This is a genomic window from Mycolicibacterium litorale, assembly GCF_010731695.1.
Classification (GTDB): Bacteria; Actinomycetota; Actinomycetes; order Mycobacteriales; family Mycobacteriaceae; genus Mycobacterium; species Mycobacterium litorale.
Genome location: NZ_AP022586.1, coordinates 1404521 through 1422885, shown reverse-complemented (window position 1 = coordinate 1422885; position 18365 = coordinate 1404521). Strand labels below are relative to the sequence as shown.

12 protein-coding genes and 3 rRNA genes are annotated in these 18365 nt (G+C 65.6%); 5 read left to right on the top strand and 10 right to left on the bottom strand.

Going from position 1 to position 18365, the window contains the following annotated elements; genetic code table 11:
- Window positions 1–4: 4 nt before the first annotated feature.
- The 6 genes from G6N30_RS06600 to G6N30_RS06575 all read right to left on the bottom strand — a co-directional run bounded on the left by G6N30_RS06600 (window position 5) and on the right by G6N30_RS06575 (window position 8628).
- The gene (locus G6N30_RS06600) at window positions 5–832 is read right to left on the bottom strand and encodes a tetratricopeptide repeat protein (RefSeq protein WP_134061005.1); all 828 of its coding nucleotides are present in this window, start codon (window positions 830–832) and stop codon (window positions 5–7) included.
- Between the two features lie 128 nt (window positions 833–960).
- Window positions 961–1075 (bottom strand): 5S ribosomal RNA (rrf, locus tag G6N30_RS06595).
- Window positions 1076–1200: 125 nt separating this feature from the next.
- Window positions 1201–4318, bottom strand: a 23S ribosomal RNA gene (locus G6N30_RS06590).
- A 468-nt stretch (window positions 4319–4786) separates the two neighbouring features.
- Window positions 4787–6307 (bottom strand): 16S ribosomal RNA (locus tag G6N30_RS06585).
- The 16S, 23S and 5S rRNA genes sit together here, the layout of an rRNA operon.
- Window positions 6308–6693: 386 nt before the next feature.
- Window positions 6694–7965, bottom strand: coding sequence for a tyrosine--tRNA ligase (gene tyrS, locus G6N30_RS06580; RefSeq protein WP_134060553.1), 1272 nt, complete (start codon window positions 7963–7965; stop codon window positions 6694–6696).
- 27 nt (window positions 7966–7992) lie between these two features.
- Window positions 7993–8628: a DNA-3-methyladenine glycosylase gene (locus tag G6N30_RS06575; protein WP_134060552.1), complete on the bottom strand. Its 636-nt coding sequence runs from the start codon at window positions 8626–8628 to the stop codon at window positions 7993–7995.
- A 35-nt stretch (window positions 8629–8663) separates the two neighbouring features.
- Between G6N30_RS06575 and G6N30_RS06570 the strand changes: the two genes are divergently transcribed.
- From G6N30_RS06570 to G6N30_RS06560, 3 genes are read left to right on the top strand one after another with little or no spacing between them, the layout of a single operon-like run.
- Window positions 8664–9410: an ABC transporter ATP-binding protein gene (locus tag G6N30_RS06570; protein WP_134060551.1), complete on the top strand. Its 747-nt coding sequence runs from the start codon at window positions 8664–8666 to the stop codon at window positions 9408–9410.
- Entirely contained in the window at window positions 9353–10180 is an 828-nt protein-coding gene (locus G6N30_RS06565; RefSeq protein WP_134060550.1) for an ABC transporter permease, read from the top strand. The genes G6N30_RS06570 and G6N30_RS06565 overlap by 58 nt, the downstream gene beginning before the upstream one ends.
- A 5-nt stretch (window positions 10181–10185) precedes the next feature.
- Window positions 10186–10800: a TetR/AcrR family transcriptional regulator gene (locus G6N30_RS06560; protein ID WP_134060549.1), complete on the top strand. Its 615-nt coding sequence runs from the start codon at window positions 10186–10188 to the stop codon at window positions 10798–10800.
- Here the strand turns inward: G6N30_RS06560 and G6N30_RS06555 are convergent.
- The 3 genes from G6N30_RS06555 to G6N30_RS06545 form a co-directional block, all read right to left on the bottom strand.
- A complete protein-coding gene (locus G6N30_RS06555) occupies window positions 10797–11006 on the bottom strand; it encodes a Trm112 family protein (RefSeq protein WP_134060548.1) in 210 nt (69 codons plus the stop codon). The genes G6N30_RS06560 and G6N30_RS06555 overlap by 4 nt on opposite strands.
- A 7-nt stretch (window positions 11007–11013) precedes the next feature.
- Entirely contained in the window at window positions 11014–11460 is a 447-nt protein-coding gene (locus G6N30_RS06550) for a hypothetical protein (RefSeq protein ID WP_134060547.1), read from the bottom strand.
- 63 nt (window positions 11461–11523) lie between these two features.
- On the bottom strand, window positions 11524–14541 hold the full coding sequence (locus G6N30_RS06545) for an acyl-CoA synthetase (RefSeq protein WP_134060574.1): 3018 nt from the start codon (window positions 14539–14541) through the stop codon (window positions 11524–11526).
- Between the two features lie 138 nt (window positions 14542–14679).
- Here G6N30_RS06545 and G6N30_RS06540 point away from each other — a divergent pair, with 138 nt between their 5' ends.
- Entirely contained in the window at window positions 14680–16470 is a 1791-nt protein-coding gene (locus G6N30_RS06540) for an ABC-F family ATP-binding cassette domain-containing protein (protein WP_134060546.1), read from the top strand.
- A gap of 28 nt (window positions 16471–16498) precedes the next feature.
- Complete coding sequence (locus tag G6N30_RS06535; RefSeq protein ID WP_134060545.1) at window positions 16499–16951, top strand: TIGR03618 family F420-dependent PPOX class oxidoreductase; 453 nt, start codon at window positions 16499–16501, stop codon at window positions 16949–16951.
- On the opposite strand, the gene argH is transcribed toward G6N30_RS06535, so the two are convergent.
- Window positions 16952–18364, bottom strand: coding sequence for an argininosuccinate lyase (argH, locus tag G6N30_RS06530; protein WP_134060544.1), 1413 nt, complete (start codon window positions 18362–18364; stop codon window positions 16952–16954). It abuts the gene before it with no gap.
- Window position 18365 lies beyond the last annotated feature (1 nt).

Here is an 18365-nt window from a genome sequence, read left to right as displayed (position 1 = left end):
CACGTCAGCTGAGTTCCGTGACCCGGTCCTCGGCGTCGGTGGCGCCCTCCAGGTCGGCGGCCGCCGCGTTGAGGAACCACTGCAAGGCGTCCTGGTTGCGCCCGAGAGCCAGCAGGGTCTCGGCGTAGGCGTAGAACAGCCGGGCAGCGGTGGTTCCGCGCCGCGACGGGTCGAGTTGCGGCGTGGACAGCACCGCCAGTGCCTGCTCGAGCTGACCGAGATCCGACCGGGCGCCGGCGACCACGATCTTCAGTTCGTCGGCGTCGTCTCCGGTGAGCTGTTCGGCCTCGGGGCCACGGGCGAGTTCGATGGCCCGTTCCGGACGGCCGACGCCCCGTTCGCAATCGGCGATCAACGGCAGGAGCGGGGACTTGCTGCCCATACGGCGGGCAGCACGCAGTTCGGCCAGGGCCTGTGCCCAATCACCGCAGTAGTAGGCCGCGATACCCACTGCTTCGCGGACCGCGGCGATGCGCCCGGAGCGGGCGCGGGCGGCTCGGGCGTGGGCCAGGGCCGCTTCGGGATCCTCGTCGAGCAGCTCGCCGGCCGCGACGAGATGCCGCGCCACGGCGTCGGCGGTGTAGCGGTCCAAAGTGGTGAGTTCACCGCGGATTTCGGGCGCCAACTGCTTGGCTTCGATCTCCGGCGGGATGGGCGGTCCGTCCGAGCGCTGGGCGTCGCCGCCGGCCTTCGGCTGGGTGGGCCTGGCGCGGTTCGGTCCGGATCCTCGCGGAGCGCCGCGCTGATCGCGCGGGCGACGAGGCCCACTGGAGTTCGACGTCCGCCGCGGGCGACGCTCGTCGCGTCCACCGGCCTGTCTGTCCTCGCTCACGTCCGCCTCTCGATATCACCCCGCCGACGCGAGTTTACGTGCCGGCGTGTTTCACCGACAATTCCGGCCCGGAAATGGAAATACCTCGGCCCTCCGATTTGTGGTCGGAGGGCCGAGGTTTAATGGGTGTTCGGCGGTGTCCTACTTTTCCACCCGTGTTGGGTAGTATCATCGGCGCTGGCAGGCTTAGCTTCCGGGTTCGGGATGGGACCGGGCGTTTCCCTGCCGCTATGGACCGCCGTAACTCTATTTTCACTCGTTTTTGAGTGCCCCCACGGGTGGTGGGGGAAGTGTTTTTTGGTGGTGGGGTGTGAATCGGTGGGTGATTCTTGGTGTGGTGTGGTTGCGAGGCATCCCATTGTTTGGGTGTGTGTAAGTTTTCGGCCGGTTAGTGCCAGTTCCCTTCACACATTGCTGTGCGTCTAGGTCTGGTCTATCGATCCCGTGGTCTGCGGGGGGCCTTATCCCACTTAATGGGTGAGAAGCCTGGTCTTGGAGGGGGTTTCCCGCTTAGATGCTTTCAGCGGTTATCCTGTCCGAACGTGGCTATCCAGCGGTGCCCCTGGTGGGACAACTGGTGTACCAGAGGTTCGTCCGTCCCGGTCCTCTCGTACTAGGGACAGATTTCCTCAAGCTTCTGACGCGCGCGGCGGATAGAGACCGAACTGTCTCACGACGTTCTAAACCCAGCTCGCGTGCCGCTTTAATGGGCGAACAGCCCAACCCTTGGGACCTGCTCCAGCCCCAGGATGCGACGAGCCGACATCGAGGTGCCAAACCATCCCGTCGATATGGACTCTTGGGGAAGATCAGCCTGTTATCCCCGGGGTACCTTTTATCCGTTGAGCGACACCCCTTCCACTCAGAGGTGCCGGATCACTAGTCCCGACTTTCGTCCCTGCTCGACATGTACGTCTCGCAGTCAAGCTCCCTTGTGCACTTACACTCAACACCTGATTGCCGTCCAGGTTGAGGGAACCTTTGGGCGCCTCCGTTACATTTTAGGAGGCAACCGCCCCAGTTAAACTACCCGCCAGGCACTGTCCCTGAACCGGATATACGGTTCGAAGTTAGAAGCCCAATACGATCAGAGTGGTATTTCAACAACGACTCCACAACCACTGGCGTGGCCGCTTCACAGTCTCCCACCTATCCTACACAAACCGAACCGAACTCCAATACCAAGTTGTAGTGAAGGTCCGGGTCTTTTCGTCCTGCCGCGCGTAACGAGCATCTTTACTCGTAATGCAATTTCGCCGAGTCTATGGTTGAGACAGTTGAGAAGTCGTTACGCCATTCGTGCAGGTCGGAACTTACCCGACAAGGAATTTCGCTACCTTAGGATGGTTATAGTTACCACCGCCGTTTACTGGGGCTTAAATTCTCAGCTTCACCCCGAAGGGTTAACCGGTCCTCTTAACCTTCCAGCACCGGGCAGGCGTCAGTCCGTATACATCGTCTTGCGACTTCGCACGGACCTGTGTTTTTAGTAAACAGTCGCTTCTCACTGGTTTGTGCCACCCACTCACGCTTGGGCCGCAAGGGCTTACACGCCATGTGGGTCCCCCTTCTCCCGAAGTTACGGGGGCATTTTGCCGAGTTCCTTAACCATAGTTCACTCGTACGCCTTGGTATTCTCTACCTGACCACCTGTGTCGGTTTGGGGTACGGGCCGTGTGCACTCGCTAGAGGCTTTTCTTGGCAGCATAGGATCACCGAATTCGCCTCAATCGGCTATGCATCACCTCTCAGGATATGTGAAACCCGGATTTGCCTAGGTTTCTCCCTACAGGCTTACCCCAGTACAACCACTGACTGGTACGGCTACCTTCCTGCGTCACCCCATCGCTTGACTACTACCAACGAAGGTCCCGCGCAGCCGGCCACAGTCCTTTCCCGAAGGATCAGATCTGCAGCCTTTTGGGCGGTTAGTACCGCTGATTCATCAGGGACGCTCACACACGGGTACGGGAATATCAACCCGTTGTCCATCGACTACGCCTGTCGGCCTCGCCTTAGGTCCCGACTCACCCTGGGCGGACTGGCCTGGCCCAGGAACCCTTGGTCTTTCGGCGGGCAAGGTTCTCACTTGCCTTATCGCTACTCATGCCTGCATTCTCACTCCCACACCCTCCACAGCTCCATCACTAGGCTGCTTCACCGGATGCAGGACGCTCCCCTACCCAACCCACCACAAGGGCGGATTGCCGCGGCTTCGGCGGTGTGCTTGAGCCCCGCTACATTATCGGCGCACAATCACTTGACCAGTGAGCTATTACGCACTCTTTCAAGGGTGGCTGCTTCTAAGCCAACCTCCTGGTTGTCTTCGCGACTGCACATCCTTTTCCACTTAGCACACGCTTAGGGGCCTTAGCCGGCGATCTGGGCTGTTTCCCTCTCGACGCACGGAGCTTATCCCCCGCCGTCTCACTGCCACACTCTCACTTGTCGGCATTCGGAGTTTGGCTGACGTCAGTAACCTTGTGAGGCCCATCGGCCATCCAGTAGCTCTACCTCCAACAAGAAGCATGCAACGCTGCACCTAAATGCATTTCGGGGAGAACCAGCTATCACGGAGTTTGATTGGCCTTTCACCCCTACCCACAGCTCATCCCCTCAGTCTTCAACCTAAGTGGGTTCGGGCCTCCACGACGTCTTACCGTCGCTTCACCCTGGCCATGGGTAGATCACTCCGCTTCGGGTCCAGAACACACCACTACACCACACACTGTTGCGTGGATACGCCCTATTCAGACTCGCTTTCGCTACGGCTACCCCACACGGGTTAACCTCGCGACATGTCCCTGACTCGCAGGCTCATTCTTCAAAAGGCACGCCATCACCCCACAACAAAGTCGAGGGCTCTGACGGATTGTAGGCACACGGTTTCAGGTACTCTTTCACTCCTCCCGGGTACTTTTCACCATTCCCTCACGGTACTAATCCGCTATCGGTCACTGGGAAGTATTCAGGCTTACCGGGTGGTCCCGGCAGATTCACAGCAGATTCCACGGGCCCGCTGCTACTCGGGGACACATCACTACAGAGCACATGTTTTCACCTACGGGACTCTCACCCTCTACGGTCGGCCATCCCAAACCAGTTCGACTAACACACGCTTTTCTCACTGCAGCCCAGACCGGCAGATCCAGGAACGACGAACCCCACAACACCACACACACAACCCCTGCCGGGTATCACATGTGCACGGTTTAGCCATCCTCCGCTTTCGCTCGCCACTACTCACGGAATCACTTTTGTTTTCTCTTCCTACGGGTACTGAGATGTTTCACTTCCCCGCGTTCCCCCCTGCACCCTATGTATTCAGATACAGGTGACACGACATCACTCGTGCCGGGTTTCCCCATTCGGACATCCTCGGATCCACGCTCGGTTGGCAGCTCCCCGAGGCATATCGCAGCCTCCCACGTCCTTCATCGGCTCCCAGTGCCAAGGCATCCACCATGCGCCCTTAAACACTTACAACACAAAACCAAAAAATGAGTTCAAACAATGAAATTGCATACAAACAGATGACCACCCACACCAACACGCCCACTCCCCACAAAGGAAGAGCAAACCCATTCGCGCAAGCCGCCATCTAGATGCTCGCAACCACTATCCACGAATCAAACACCACACCCCACCACCAAAGCAGGGCAGCAACCAGAACCCCCAACCCCCACCACACCCCAACCCCCACAGGAGATCAGCACGCGCTGGTGTTGAGAGCCGGCACCCCTCCCCAACAGGAGAGGCCCGCGGGCCTGTTGCCTCAGGACCCAACAGTGTGTCTGGCAATCTCAGTCGCCGACCCGATTTCCCTTCGGACCGAACATGTTTGTTGTGCACCCGACCCGCCTCCACTACAGAGGTCGAGCCATCTTCACGAATCGCCCAGAACCCGAACTCCCACACGATGCGGGCAGGCCTGGATCTCGTGGTGCTCCTTAGAAAGGAGGTGATCCAGCCGCACCTTCCGGTACGGCTACCTTGTTACGACTTCGTCCCAATCGCCGATCCCACCTTCGACGGCTCCCTCCCACAAGGGGTTAGGCCACCGGCTTCGGGTGTTACCGACTTTCATGACGTGACGGGCGGTGTGTACAAGGCCCGGGAACGTATTCACCGCAGCGTTGCTGATCTGCGATTACTAGCGACTCCGACTTCACGGGGTCGAGTTGCAGACCCCGATCCGAACTGAGACCGGCTTTGAAAGGATTCGCTCCACCTCACGGCATCGCAGCCCTTTGTACCGGCCATTGTAGCATGTGTGAAGCCCTGGACATAAGGGGCATGATGACTTGACGTCATCCCCACCTTCCTCCGAGTTGACCCCGGCAGTCTCTCACGAGTCCCCACCATAACGTGCTGGCAACATGAGACAAGGGTTGCGCTCGTTGCGGGACTTAACCCAACATCTCACGACACGAGCTGACGACAGCCATGCACCACCTGCACACAGGCCACAAGGGAACCAATATCTCTACTGGCGTCCTGTGCATGTCAAACCCAGGTAAGGTTCTTCGCGTTGCATCGAATTAATCCACATGCTCCGCCGCTTGTGCGGGCCCCCGTCAATTCCTTTGAGTTTTAGCCTTGCGGCCGTACTCCCCAGGCGGGGTACTTAATGCGTTAGCTACGGCACGGATCCCAAGGAAGGAAACCCACACCTAGTACCCACCGTTTACGGCGTGGACTACCAGGGTATCTAATCCTGTTCGCTCCCCACGCTTTCGCTCCTCAGCGTCAGTTACTGCCCAGAGACCCGCCTTCGCCACCGGTGTTCCTCCTGATATCTGCGCATTCCACCGCTACACCAGGAATTCCAGTCTCCCCTGCAGTACTCTAGTCTGCCCGTATCGCCCGCACGCCGAGGGTTAAGCCCCCGGTTTTCACGAACAACGCGACAAACCACCTACGAGCTCTTTACGCCCAGTAATTCCGGACAACGCTCGGACCCTACGTATTACCGCGGCTGCTGGCACGTAGTTGGCCGGTCCTTCTTCTGTAGGTACCGTCACTTGCGCTTCGTCCCTACTGAAAGAGGTTTACAACCCGAAGGCCGTCATCCCCCACGCGGCGTCGCTGCATCAGGCTTGCGCCCATTGTGCAATATTCCCCACTGCTGCCTCCCGTAGGAGTCTGGGCCGTATCTCAGTCCCAGTGTGGCCGGTCACCCTCTCAGGCCGGCTACCCGTCGTCGCCTTGGTAGGCCATCACCCCACCAACAAGCTGATAGGCCGCGGGCCCATCCCACACCGCAAAAGCTTTCCCCCAAGAATCATGCAATCCAAGAGGTATATTCGGTATTAGACCCAGTTTCCCAGGCTTATCCCAAAGTGCAGGGCAGATCACCCACGTGTTACTCACCCGTTCGCCACTCGAGTACCCCGAAGGGCCTTTCCGTTCGACTTGCATGTGTTAAGCACGCCGCCAGCGTTCGTCCTGAGCCAGGATCAAACTCTCCAAACAAAACCTCAAAAAGGCAATCAGGAAAATCCGATCACAACCAGAAACATCTGGCAAAAAACAACCACACCCCTAAACGGGAAAAAGAGATGCGGCAAAACAAAAACAACAAACAAAAACCACCAAACACACTATTGAGTTCTCAAACAACACACCCGTGCCACCCGCGCGACGATCTCGCGGCATTTAAGCCGCGTCACGTAGTGCGGACGGTCAGGAACCCACCGAAGTGAGTGTCCCTCTGGGAGTCTGCCGCGCTCCCCGGCCCGGAGGCCGTGTCGCGGCGACGTGGAATAAGTTACGTCAGTGGAAACTCGGAGTCAAATCCCCTGGTCAAGACGGGTTTTCGACGGTGAACGGCAGGAGCACAGTCGTACGACCGTGCCAGTTCATCCAACGCGCTGCACACCGGCGATATTCCGCTTGCCCCGACGCAGCACCAGCCACCTGCCGTGCAGGAAATCCGAGGCCTGCGGTGTCCACTCGTCGCTGTCGATCTTCACGTTGTTCACCGACACCCCGCCCTCGGCGATGGTCCGGCGGGCGGCGCCCTTACTGGCCGACAGGCCGGTCGCGACCAGCAGGTCGGTGATGAGATCCGGTCCGTTCGGGGCGAGTTCGGCCACCGACGCCTCCCGGAGTGCGGCCGCGAGCGTCGACTCGTCGAGAGCACTCAGCTCGCCGCGACCGAACAACGCCTGACTGGCGTGTTCCACCGACCGGGTGGCGCCTTCGCCGTGGACCAGCGTGGTGAGTTCACTCGCGAGTCGCCGCTGGGCGGTCCGCTGATGCGGACGCTCGCGGGTCGCCTCCTCGAGTTCCGCCAGCTCGCCGGCATCCAGGAAGGTGAACCACCGCAGGTAGTTGACGACGTCGGCGTCCGCGGTGTTGATGAAGTACTGGTACCAGGCGTACGGCGTGGTCATCTCCGGGTCCAGCCACAGGTTCCCGCCGCCGGTCGACTTGCCGAACTTCTTGCCTTCGGAGTCGGTGACCAGCGGCGTCGTCATCGCGTGCACGGTGTCGCCCAGCTTCTGGCGCACCAGCCTCACCCCGGCGACGATGTTGCCCCACTGGTCCGAGCCGCCGATCTGCAGTGCACAGCCGTACCGTTCCCGCAGCCGGACATAGTCGTTGGCCTGCAACAGCATGTAGCTGAACTCGGTGTAGGAGATTCCCTCACCCTCCAGGCGTCGCCGGACGGTGTCGCGGTCGAGCATCACATTGACCGAGAAGTACTTGCCGACATCACGCAGGAACTCGATCGCCGACAACTCGCCGGTCCACGAGAGGTTGTTCTCGACGATCGCGCCGGTGGGCGACTCGTCGAACTCGACGAACCGTTCGAGCTGACCGCGGATGCGATCGGCCCAGTCCGCGACCGTGTCGACGGTCTGCATGGTGCGCTCCCCGGTATCCCGGGGATCACCGATCATCCCGGTCGCACCGCCGGCGAGCACGATCGGCCGGTGTCCGGCCTGCTGGAAGCGGCGCAACGTCAGAAGCGGGACCAGGTGCCCGGCATGCAGGCTCGGCGCGGTCGGGTCGAATCCGGAGTACAGGGTCATCGGACCGGCGGCGAGTTCGGCCGCCAACGCGTCCCGGTCGGTCGACTGCGCAATCAGCCCGCGCCAGTCCAGCTCGTCGAGGATGCTGCTCATGCCTCGATCCTTCCGTACCCGCTGAGTTCAGTCGCTGCCGCCCGGCGCCGGCGCGCGCGGGCTGCGCCGATAGGCCGACACCTCGGGCCGGCCCGCCAGCCACAACCGCCACGGCCGATCGGCCGCCTTGCTCACGCCCACTCGGGGACCGGCGACGTACGGCTGCTCCGCGCCCAACCGCAGATGCACCGGGCTGTCGTCGGCGAAGACGTCGATTCCGTTGTCGGCCATGGTGATTCCGAGAGCCGAACACAGATTGCCCGGGCCCCGGGCCAGCGCGGTCTCCCGCACCGACTCACCGCGGCGCCGCTGGACGACGTCATGCCCTGATTCGACGACCGCCGCGCGCAGCAGCACCGCCGCGGCCACACCGTCCTCGGCGCACACGACGTTGGCGCAGATGTGGATTCCGTGGCTGAGGTAGGTGTACAGCCGGCCCGCGGGACCGAACATCACCGCATTGCGCACGCCGGGCCCGCGGTAGGAATGCGCCGCGGCGTCCGGCCAGGGCCCGTCCGGTGGACCGCCGTACGCCTCCACCTCGACGACCGTCGCCCTCACACCGCGGACCGTCAGCACCGCCCCGAGTAACCGCCGCGCCGCCGTGAGGGGATCCACCTCGAGCAACTCGACACTCACCGCAGGGATTCTGCCTTCGCCCATTGACACACCTCGCAGCGGGGAGAACTATTCATCGTATGGTGACTTCATCGCCCGATGAATTACCGGATCAGGTAGCCGTCAGCATCGAGCACCTGCGGGTGGTGCGCGGCAAGAGGGTCGCGATCGACGACGTGACGGTCCGCATCGCGCGCGGCACCATCACCGGCATCCTCGGCCCGTCGGGCTGCGGCAAGACGACGTTGATGCGCTCGATCGTCGGCACACAGATCGTCGAGAGCGGGTCGGTCACCGTGCTGGGCCGGCCGGCGGGTTCGGCAGATCTGCGCCGACGGGTCGGTTACGTCACCCAGGACGCGACGATCTACGACGATCTCCGTGTCATCGACAACGTGCGGTACTTCGCCGCCCTCTACGGCACCGACGCGCGAGCCGCCAACGAGGCGGTGGACGCCGTCGGGCTCGGCGATCACCGCACCGCGACGGCCGCGAACCTGTCCGGCGGTCAACGCACCCGGGCGTCGCTGGCCTGCGCGCTGGTCGCCTCGCCCGAGCTGCTCGTACTCGACGAACCCACCGTCGGCCTCGACCCGGTGTTGCGGGTCGACCTGTGGGCGCAGTTCGACGAGCTGGCCCGCCGCGGGACGACGCTGCTGGTGTCGAGCCACGTGATGGACGAGGCCGACCACTGCGGCGAGCTGCTGCTCATGCGCGAGGGCCGCGTGCTGGCCCAGTCCACGCCGGACCGACTACGGAAGGACACCTCATGCACATCACTGGAGGAAGCGTTCCTGTCCGTCATCCGGCACAGCACCGCGGCCTGACCGCGCATCGCCGGTACGGCCTGCAGGGGTACGTCGCCACCACCGGCAGGATCTTGCGCCAGCTTCGCGCAGATCATCGCAGCATCGCGATGATCCTCGTCGTCCCGAGCCTGATCATCTCGCTGATCTACTTCATGTTCGTCGACGCGCCGCACCCGCCGGGCGCCCCACCGCAGTTCAACAACGCCTGCCTGATCATGCTCGGCGTGTTCCCCCTGATCGTGATGTTCCTCATCACCTCGATCACCATGCAGCGCGAACGGGTCTCGGGAACGCTCGAGCGCATCCTGACCACTCCCCTGCGCCGAGTGGACCTGCTCGCCGCGTACGGCACGGCCTTCTCCATCGCCGCGGCCGCCCAGGCCACCCTCGCCTGCCTGGTGTCGTTCTGGCTGCTGGGATTCCAGACGGCGGGCAGTCCCCTGCTCGTCTTCGCCATCGCCATCATCAACGCCGTGCTCGGCGTCGGACTCGGCCTGCTGTGCAGTGCGTTCGCGCGCACCGAATTCCAGGCGGTGCAGTTCATGCCGCTGGTGATCGCCCCGCAACTGCTGTTGTGCGGGATCATCGTGCCTCGCGCGGCGCTGCCCGAGTGGCTGCAGTGGATCAGCAACGCGATGCCGGCCAGCTATGCCCTCGAGGCGCTGCGCGAGGTGGGCGCGCACCCGGAGCTGACGAGCACGGCGCTGCGCGACATCGCTATCGTGGTGGCCTTCGCGGTGGCCGCCCTGTGCCTCGCCGCGGCCACCTTGCGACGAAGGACCCCGTAGCACCGGTGACCACCAACGCCGAGCGGAGACGCCCCGGGCGCCCGCCAGGGACGTCGGACAATCGCGACCGGATACTCGAAACCGCGCGGGAATTGTTCGCCCGAAACGGAATCGACAAGACATCGATCCGCGCCATCGCGGCCGGCGCCGGTGTCGACCCGGCGCTGGTGCACCACTACTTCGGCACCAAACAGCAGTTGTTCGCCGCGGCGATCCGGGCGCCCATCGACCCGATGACCGTGATCCGCCCCTTGCGCGACGTCCCGGTCGAGCGCATCGGACACGTGCTGCCGACGCTGCTGCTGCCGATCTGGGATTCCGAGATGGGCAAGGGTTTCATCGCCACGCTGCGGTCACTGCTCGCCGGCTCGGACGTCACGCTGATCCGGTCGTTCCTGCAGGAGGTGATCGCCGCCGAGATCGGCCCGCGAATCGACAGCCCGCGCGGAACCGGCAGGCTCCGTGTGCAATACGTCGCTTCGCAGCTACTGGGCGTGGTGATGGCCCGCTACATCCTCGAGCTCGAACCGTTCGCGTCGCTGCCCGTCGAGCAGATCGCCGAGACCATCGGCCCAACCCTGCAGCGCTACCTCACCGGCGAACTGCCCGGCTCGGTCTAAGACTCGGCGCGGTCGACCAGACGCTGATGTTCGGCGTCGTCGGTGACGGTGACCGCCTCGTCGACGAGCAGGACCGGAATCCCGTCGTCGATCCGATACCCCAGCCGAAGCCGCGGGTTGTACAGCATCTCGTCGCCCACCAGCAGCAGCGGACCGCGGTCCTGCGGGCAGACGAGGATCGCTCGCAACTTCTCGTCGAGGGGCACGCGTCGCTCAGTCGTAGGGGTTGATGTCGTACTCGGGGCCGAGCCACGGGTTGTTGTCACCCGGCGGCACCCAGGCCGGCGCCTTGACCGAGGGGCCTCCGCCGCCGGACATCGCCGCCTGCATCTGCACCTTGCGCTGGTAGGCGACCGTCGACTTGAGCGCGTCGAGCAGCCGGCTCTGGTTGGGCAGGAAGTCGTAACCCTCCTGCAGCGCGACGAGATTCTCCTGCGAGGGCCGGAAGCCCTGGGCCCGCAGGTTCAGCGATTGTTCGACGAACACCGAGATCTGGCCGCCGCCGGCGCCCTGCATGTACCTGGCGCCGATCTGATCGAGGACGTCGGCCTGGGAGGCGGGCGCGCTGACCATCATGGCGGCGGCAAGCGCACCGCCGGCGAGGGTGCCGGTGAGGGCGCGACGCCAGCCCGGGCGGTTGTTCCGGCTCTGCGAATTCATCAATCCTCCAGTCGAAGCGACGCCAGCGGGAGCCTATCAGTGCATCCGCGGCGCGGCGCGGCGTCACTGTTGCGCGCGGGGCTGCAACTGTGAGTCGTTCTGCGCAGGAGCATCGTCTGGGCCTCCGGTGAGTTCAGCACGCACGGCCACGGTCAGCCGCTTGTAACTATTGGTATCGGTGTCGAGGTACCAAGAGTTACGCCGGGACGGACGGGGCACGCCCGCCGCCCGCAGCGGGCTGATCAACGGTCGGTACGACGCGCTCAGTTCGATGTCGGACACGACGTGGACGATGTCGGGCGGATTGCCGACCGGGAGATGGCACAGCGTCTCGGTCAGTTCGGCCGTCGGGATGCTGCCGCCCGGGCACAGTGCCAGGGCGGTGACCGCCAGCTGCCTTCCGCCGGCCTCGATCCCGTAGGTCACGGCGACGTCCACGGCCCCGATGCAACCGACGGCATCGCTGATCGGCGTCGCGTAGACCGGCCCACGCGGGGTGTGGATCACCGAACCGCGGTTGTCCACCAGCCAGTAGTCGCCGTCCTCGTCGCGACGGAACAGGTACTCCGAGGACACCCACGTGTCGGCCGGCGCGAACACACCGCGCTTCACCGACGCCGTCGGGTCGACCGGCCCTCGCGGACGTGCCAGCAGCACGCCCACCTCGTTGGCGGCGGCGCGGCGGACGAAGCCCCGGTCGTCCTCGAGGATGAGATCGTAGTCGGGGTCGTAGGCGGCCAACTCCACCTGACCGCCGCCGGGCAGCGCACGGCCCTTGCTGCCGATCTTGGCGCCCGAGACGTTGGCGAGGACGGCCTGACCGTCGGGGGTCGCGAAGAACTCGACGACGTGCGCGGGTTCGAAGATCTCGACGACCCGCTTCCACAACCCCGTCGGCATGCCGGATCCGATGAACAGCCGAACCGGGTGCCCACCGGCCAGCCGGAACGACGGATCGTCGATGATCTCGCGCAGCATCGCCCAGGTGTAGGACACCACCGAGACGCCGTACTGGCGGATCTCCTGGACGAACCGGTCCGGGCGCAACTCGCGCGACAGCGCGATGCGGGTGCCGCCGACCACCGCGCCGCCCAGGCTGACCAGCAGGCCCGACTGGTGGTGCAGGGGGGTCAGACAGTAGACGGTGTCGGTGCGGCCCAGGTTGGCCGCCGACGCGGTACCGAACGCCGACAGCGCCCACCGGTAGTTGGTGATCTGCCGGGCGACGAGGTCGCCGCCCACCGAGCTGAAGGCGATGAACGCCAGGTCGCGGGCCAGCCCGGGGTTGGGCCGGTACCAGCCGGGCAGCGCGACCTGGTCGGGGTCGATCTGCTCCATGTCGACGACGTCGGCGTCGTCGGGCACATGGAGGTCGCGGGTGTCGCCGCCGCCGAGCACGAGCACCCGCATCGGCAGGGTGCGGGCCGCCTCGAGATGGGTGGGGTCGGCGATGATCTCCGACACCGCGCCCAACCGGGCCGCGGTCGCCAGGTCCACGTCGGGCGGCATCAGCACCGCCACCGCGCCGAGCCGGGACAGCGCCGCGATGGCCACCAGGGCGCTGGGCCGTGTCTCCATCAGCACCCCGACGCGGGTGCCCTGCCGCACGCCGACCTCGATGAGGCCGCGCACGACGTTGTTGATGCGGCGGTCCACGGCCTCGTAGGTGTGCACCCGCCCGTCGTAGAGCAGGAACTCCCCGTCCGGGGCGCCGCGGACCTGCTCGGACATGATGCGGCCGAGCGAGATCCGCGTGTGGTCGCTGATCTGCCCCAGCCGGGCCAGCCGCGGCAGCGTGCGAGCGGTCTCGACCGCGAGCGAACGCGCCGATTTGTTCGCCGACACCAGGGCGCCGGCCGCCGAACGGGCGACGCCGAACGCCATCTCGGTGGCCGCCGTGGCGCCGTGCGCGACCCGCGACGTCAGCGACACCCCGCTTTCGATGTGTTCCTGCGCTTGCAGCGCCATCGGCTCGACACCGTCGGGCATGTCGCCGCCACCCTCGAGCCACTTGACCCAGCCGGCGACGGTCGGCCACGTCTGCTGTGAGGCCTTCGACCCGACGACGAGCCCGAAATGCCCGGCGCGAAGCAGGTATTCGTAGACGTCGGCCTGCGGCGCCGCACGTTTGATCCCGCGCACAGACGGCGGCTGACCGATGTCGTCGACCTCCCCCACCACGGCGAGGACCGGGCAGGTGATGTCCGACAGCGTGACCAGCTGACCGTGGATGGCGAAACCGCCGGTCATCATCCGGTTGTGGGCGATGAACTGTTTGAGCAGTTCAGAGATCGCCGGGCCCGACCAGGCGATCCAGCCCTCGGAGGCCAGGAACCGCCGCTGCTGCTCGCGGGGTAGCAGCGCCTCACGGTCGTGCAGCTGCATCAAGAACTCGACGCGCGCCTGCGCGGTCTTGATCGGGTCGAGCATCTGGAATCCGGTGCGGGCCAGCCAGCCGGGGATGTCGATACGGCTGAAGACGTGGTCGGCCATGAAGTCGGCGGCGCCGACCGCCAGACCCGCGGGCAGGTTCAGCGGGAGTGCGGCGAGGGTGTCGACCGGGGCGCCGAACGCGATGATGCTGGCCAGATCGCGCGACCGGCGGTACGCGGCGGTCTGGTAGCAGAACATGCCGCCCTGCGAGTAGCCGGCGAGATGGACGTCGTGCCCGGCCACCTCCTTGACCGTGTCGATCGCCTCGGACAGCGCGACGACGTGATCGGCGAGGTTGCGCTGCATACCGCCCTCGACCTTGTCGGGGGAACCGAAGTCGATCACCCACGGGTCGAGGCCGGCGCGGTGGAGGATGCCGACGGCGCCCTCCTCGCGGGTCACGTCCCACATGTCGGCCGACATCATCATCGGATGCACCATCAGGACCGGCGGGCCCGCCGGTTTGGCGCCCGGACGGGCATCCGGCGGGAAGTAGCGCCGCAGCCGGTACATCGGCACGCTCTGCACGATCTGGAACGGTGACGGTACGGCGCCGGTCTCCAGACCGCCGTAGCGCAAGACCTCCAGACCGTTCTGCGCGGTCGCGACCAGCCGTCCGACCGGCCTGGTGATCGCCGAGAGGTCCACCACCGAATGCTCCCCTTCACATCGACGCTGCGGCCCGTCCCCCGACTGCCCTGCCGTAATGCCTCGTCATCATGGCACAGCGTTGCTGGTCGGCCGCCATGAATGTCGGGCACCGCACCCGCATAGCCTTGAGAGGACATGGCGCATCTTCTCGGGGCTGAGGCCCTCCATCTGGAATACCCGACCAAAGTCGTGTTCGACAGGGTCTCGCTGGGCGTGAACGAGGGCGATCGGATCGGCATCGTGGGCCGCAACGGTGACGGAAAGTCCAGCCTGCTGGCCATGCTGGCGGGTCGGCTCAGCCCCGACTCGGGCCGGGTGACGGTACGTGGCGGGGTGCGGATCGGGGTGCTCGAGCAGGCCGACAACCTGGACGACGAGGACACCGTCGGGCATGCGGTGGTGGGTGATCTGCCTGAACACGAGTGGGCAGGAGATCCGCGAGGCCGTGACGTGATCGGCGGCCTGCTCGGCGATCTGGCGTGGGACGCAGTGCTGGGCACCCTGTCGGGCGGGCAGCGCCGCCGGGTGGCGCTGGCCGCGCTGCTGGCCGGCGATCACGACGTGCTGGCCCTGGACGAGCCGACCAACCATCTCGACGTCGAGGCCATCACCTGGCTGGCCGAACATCTGAAGCGGCGCTGGTCGCCGTCGGCCGGCGGATTGCTCGTGGTGACGCACGACCGCTGGTTCCTCGACGAGGTGTGCACCGTGACGTGGGAGGTGCACGACCGGATCGTGGAACCGTTCGACGGCGGATACGCGGCGTATGTGCTGCAGCGGGTGGAGCGCGACCGCCAGGCCGCCACGATCGAGGCGCGCCGCCAGAATCTGGCCCGTAAAGAGTTGGCCTGGCTGCGCCGCGGCGCCCCGGCCCGGACGTCGAAGCCCAAGTTCCGGATCGACGCGGCGAACGCCCTGATCGCCGACGTCCCGGAGATCCGCGACAAGGTGGCACTGCAGTCGTTGGCCGTGTCGCGGCTCGGCAAGCAAGTGGTCGACCTGCTCGACGTGTCGGTGTCCTACGGCGACCACGAGGTGCTCCACGGCGTCGAGTGGCGGCTCGCCCCGGGCGAACGCACCGGCATCCTCGGCGTCAACGGTGCCGGCAAGTCGACACTGCTGGGGCTCATCGACGGTTCGGTGCAGCCGACCGCGGGCCGGGTCAAGCGCGGTAAGACGGTCAAGATCGCGACGCTGACCCAGACCCTCGACGAACTCGCGCCGCACCTGGACGATCCCGTCCGTATCGTCCTCGAAAGTCTGCGCACCACATACACATTCGGCGCCGGCTCCAAGGCTCAGGAACTCACCCCGGGTCAACTGCTGGAACGGCTCGGGTTCTCCAGCGCGCAGTTGTCGACTCCGGTGAAGGACCTCTCCGGCGGGCAGCAGCGTCGTCTGCAACTGCTGCTCATCCTGCTGTCCCAGCCCAACGTGCTGATCCTCGACGAGCCGACCAACGACCTCGACACCGACATGCTGGCCGCGATGGAGGATCTGCTGGATTCGTGGCCGGGCACCCTCATCGTGGTCAGCCACGACCGGTACTTCCTGGAACGGGTCACCGATCAGCAGTACGGCATTCTCGGTGGCCGTCTTCGGCACCTACCGGCCGGCGTCGACGAGTACCTGCGCTTGCGGGCGGCGCACGCCGCCGAGACCGGGACCGCACCCGAAGCTCCTGCCGAGGAGTCGACGGAACTGTCCGGAGCCGAGTTGCGGGCGGCGCAGAAAGAAGTCGCCGCCCTGGAGCGCCGATTGGAGAAGCTCCAGGCTCAGATCGACCGCGACCGCACGGCGCTCGCCGATCACGACCAGTCCGACTTCGAGGGGCTGGCCACCAAGGTGGCCGCCATCCGAGCTCTGGAAGACGAGGTCGCCGAGGCCGAGAGCCGCTGGTTCGAACTGACCGAGCAGATCGGCTAGCTGTGACGATCCGGGGTAGCGTCGGATCATGGCCGACCTCTCGGAGTTCACCGGACTGATCTCTCGCGACCACGGCCTGTGCGTGTTCAGCACGCTGCGGCGCGACGGCAGCATCCAATCGACGGTCGTGAACGCCGGCGTCCTGGGGCATCCGGTCACGGGGACACCGGTGGTCGGGCTCGTCGCGGTCGGTGGCTCGCTCAAACTGCGCAATCTGCGTGCTGATCCACGGGCCACCATCGCCGCGCGCGCCGGCTGGCAGTGGGCGAGCGTCGAGGGGCGTGCCGAGTTGATCGGGCCCGACGACCCGCATCCCGAGATCGATGGCGAAGGCCTGCGGACCCTGTTGCGCGATGTATTCACCGCCGCGGGAGGTACCCACGACGACTGGGACACCTACGACCGCGTGATGGCCGAGGAACGACGCACCGCGGTGCTCGTCGCCCCGCAGCGGGTGTACACCAATCCGGGAACGGGATAGTCAGCGGCGCAGCCGCAGCCGCAACCGGTCGGCGGTGTCGCGCACGACGTTGAGCTGCTTGGCCACCTGCACCGGGGCGGTGCCGCCGCGCGCGTCGCGGGAGTTGACCGACCCTTCGATCGTGAGGACGTCACGCACCTCGCCGGTCAGCTCCGGGTGGATGCCGGTCAGTTCGGCATCCTCGAGGTCTTCCAGGCCGACACCGCGGGCCTCCGCCGCACGGACGGCAGCGCCGGCGGCCTCGTGCGCGACCCGGAACGGAACCCCGCGCCGCACCAGCCATTCCGCGACGTCGGTGGCCAACGTGTAGCCCAGCGGCGCGAGTTCGGCCATCCGGTCCACGTCGAAGCGCAGCGTGGACACCAGTCCGGCCACGGCGGGCAGCAGCATCTCGAGCTGCGCCACTGAGTCGAAGACCGGCTCCTTGTCCTCCTGCAGATCGCGGTTGTAGGCCAGCGGCTGCGCCTTGAGCGTGGCGAGCAGCCCGGTCAGGTTGCCGATCAGCCGGCCGGATTTGCCGCGCGCCAGCTCGGCGATGTCCGGGTTCTTCTTCTGCGGCATGATCGAGCTGCCCGTGGACCACGCGTCGTGCAGGGTGACGTAACCGAATTCCGTGGTGCTCCAGAGGATCACGTCCTCGGCGAGCCGGGACAGGTCGACGCCGATCATCGCCAGCACGAAGGACGCCTCGGCGGCGAAGTCCCGCGCGGCGGTCGCGTCAATGGAGTTGTCGGCCGCCGAGTCGAAGCCCAGTTCGGCGGCGATCGCATCGGGGTCGAGTCCCAGCGACGAACCGGCCAGCGCCCCCGACCCGTACGGCGACACCGCGGCCCGCTTGTCGAAGTCGGCGAGCCGGTCGACGTCGCGCAACAGCGGGTGGGCGTGCGCGAGCAGGTGGTGGGCGAGCAGCACCGGCTGCGCCGACTGCAGATGCGTCTTACCCGGCATGATCGCCGTCGGATGCGCGGCGGCCTGCGTCGCCAGCGCACTCACCACGTCCAGCACACCGGCGGCGACCCGGCGGATCGCGTCGCGCAGCCACGCCCGGAACAGCGTGGCCACCTGGTCGTTACGGCTGCGCCCGGCGCGCAGCCGGCCACCCAGTTCCGGCCCGACCCGGTCGATCAGCCCGCGTTCGAGCGCACCGTGCACGTCCTCGTCGGTGACCAGCGGGCCGAAACTGCCGTCGGCGACGTCGGACGCCAGGCTGTCGAGCCCCGCGAGCAGCCCGTCGCGCTGCTCCTCGGTCAGCAGACCGGCCGAGAAGAGCACGCGCGCATGGGCTTTCGACGCCGCGATATCGTACGGCGCGAGCACCCAGTCGAAGTGCGTCGACTTGCTCAGCACCGCCAACGCGTCGGCGGGTCCGTCGGCGAAGCGGCCGCCCCACAGGGAGCCCTCGTTGGTGCTCACA

What these genes read in the sequence shown, in the direction of transcription:
- G6N30_RS06550 (WP_134060547.1), bottom strand. Translation starts at nt 11,460, where the DNA reads ATGAATTCGCAGAGCCGGAACAACCGCCCGGGCTGGCGTCGCGCCCTC.
- G6N30_RS06575 (WP_134060552.1), bottom strand. Translation starts at nt 8,628, where the DNA reads ATGGGCGAAGGCAGAATCCCTGCGGTGAGTGTCGAGTTGCTCGAGGTG.
- G6N30_RS06570 (WP_134060551.1), top strand. Translation starts at nt 8,664, where the DNA reads ATGGTGACTTCATCGCCCGATGAATTACCGGATCAGGTAGCCGTCAGC.
- G6N30_RS06535 (WP_134060545.1), top strand. Translation starts at nt 16,499, where the DNA reads ATGGCCGACCTCTCGGAGTTCACCGGACTGATCTCTCGCGACCACGGC.
- tyrS (WP_134060553.1), bottom strand. Translation starts at nt 7,965, where the DNA reads ATGAGCAGCATCCTCGACGAGCTGGACTGGCGCGGGCTGATTGCGCAG.
- G6N30_RS06540 (WP_134060546.1), top strand. Translation starts at nt 14,680, where the DNA reads ATGGCGCATCTTCTCGGGGCTGAGGCCCTCCATCTGGAATACCCGACC.
- G6N30_RS06565 (WP_134060550.1), top strand. Translation starts at nt 9,353, where the DNA reads ATGCACATCACTGGAGGAAGCGTTCCTGTCCGTCATCCGGCACAGCAC.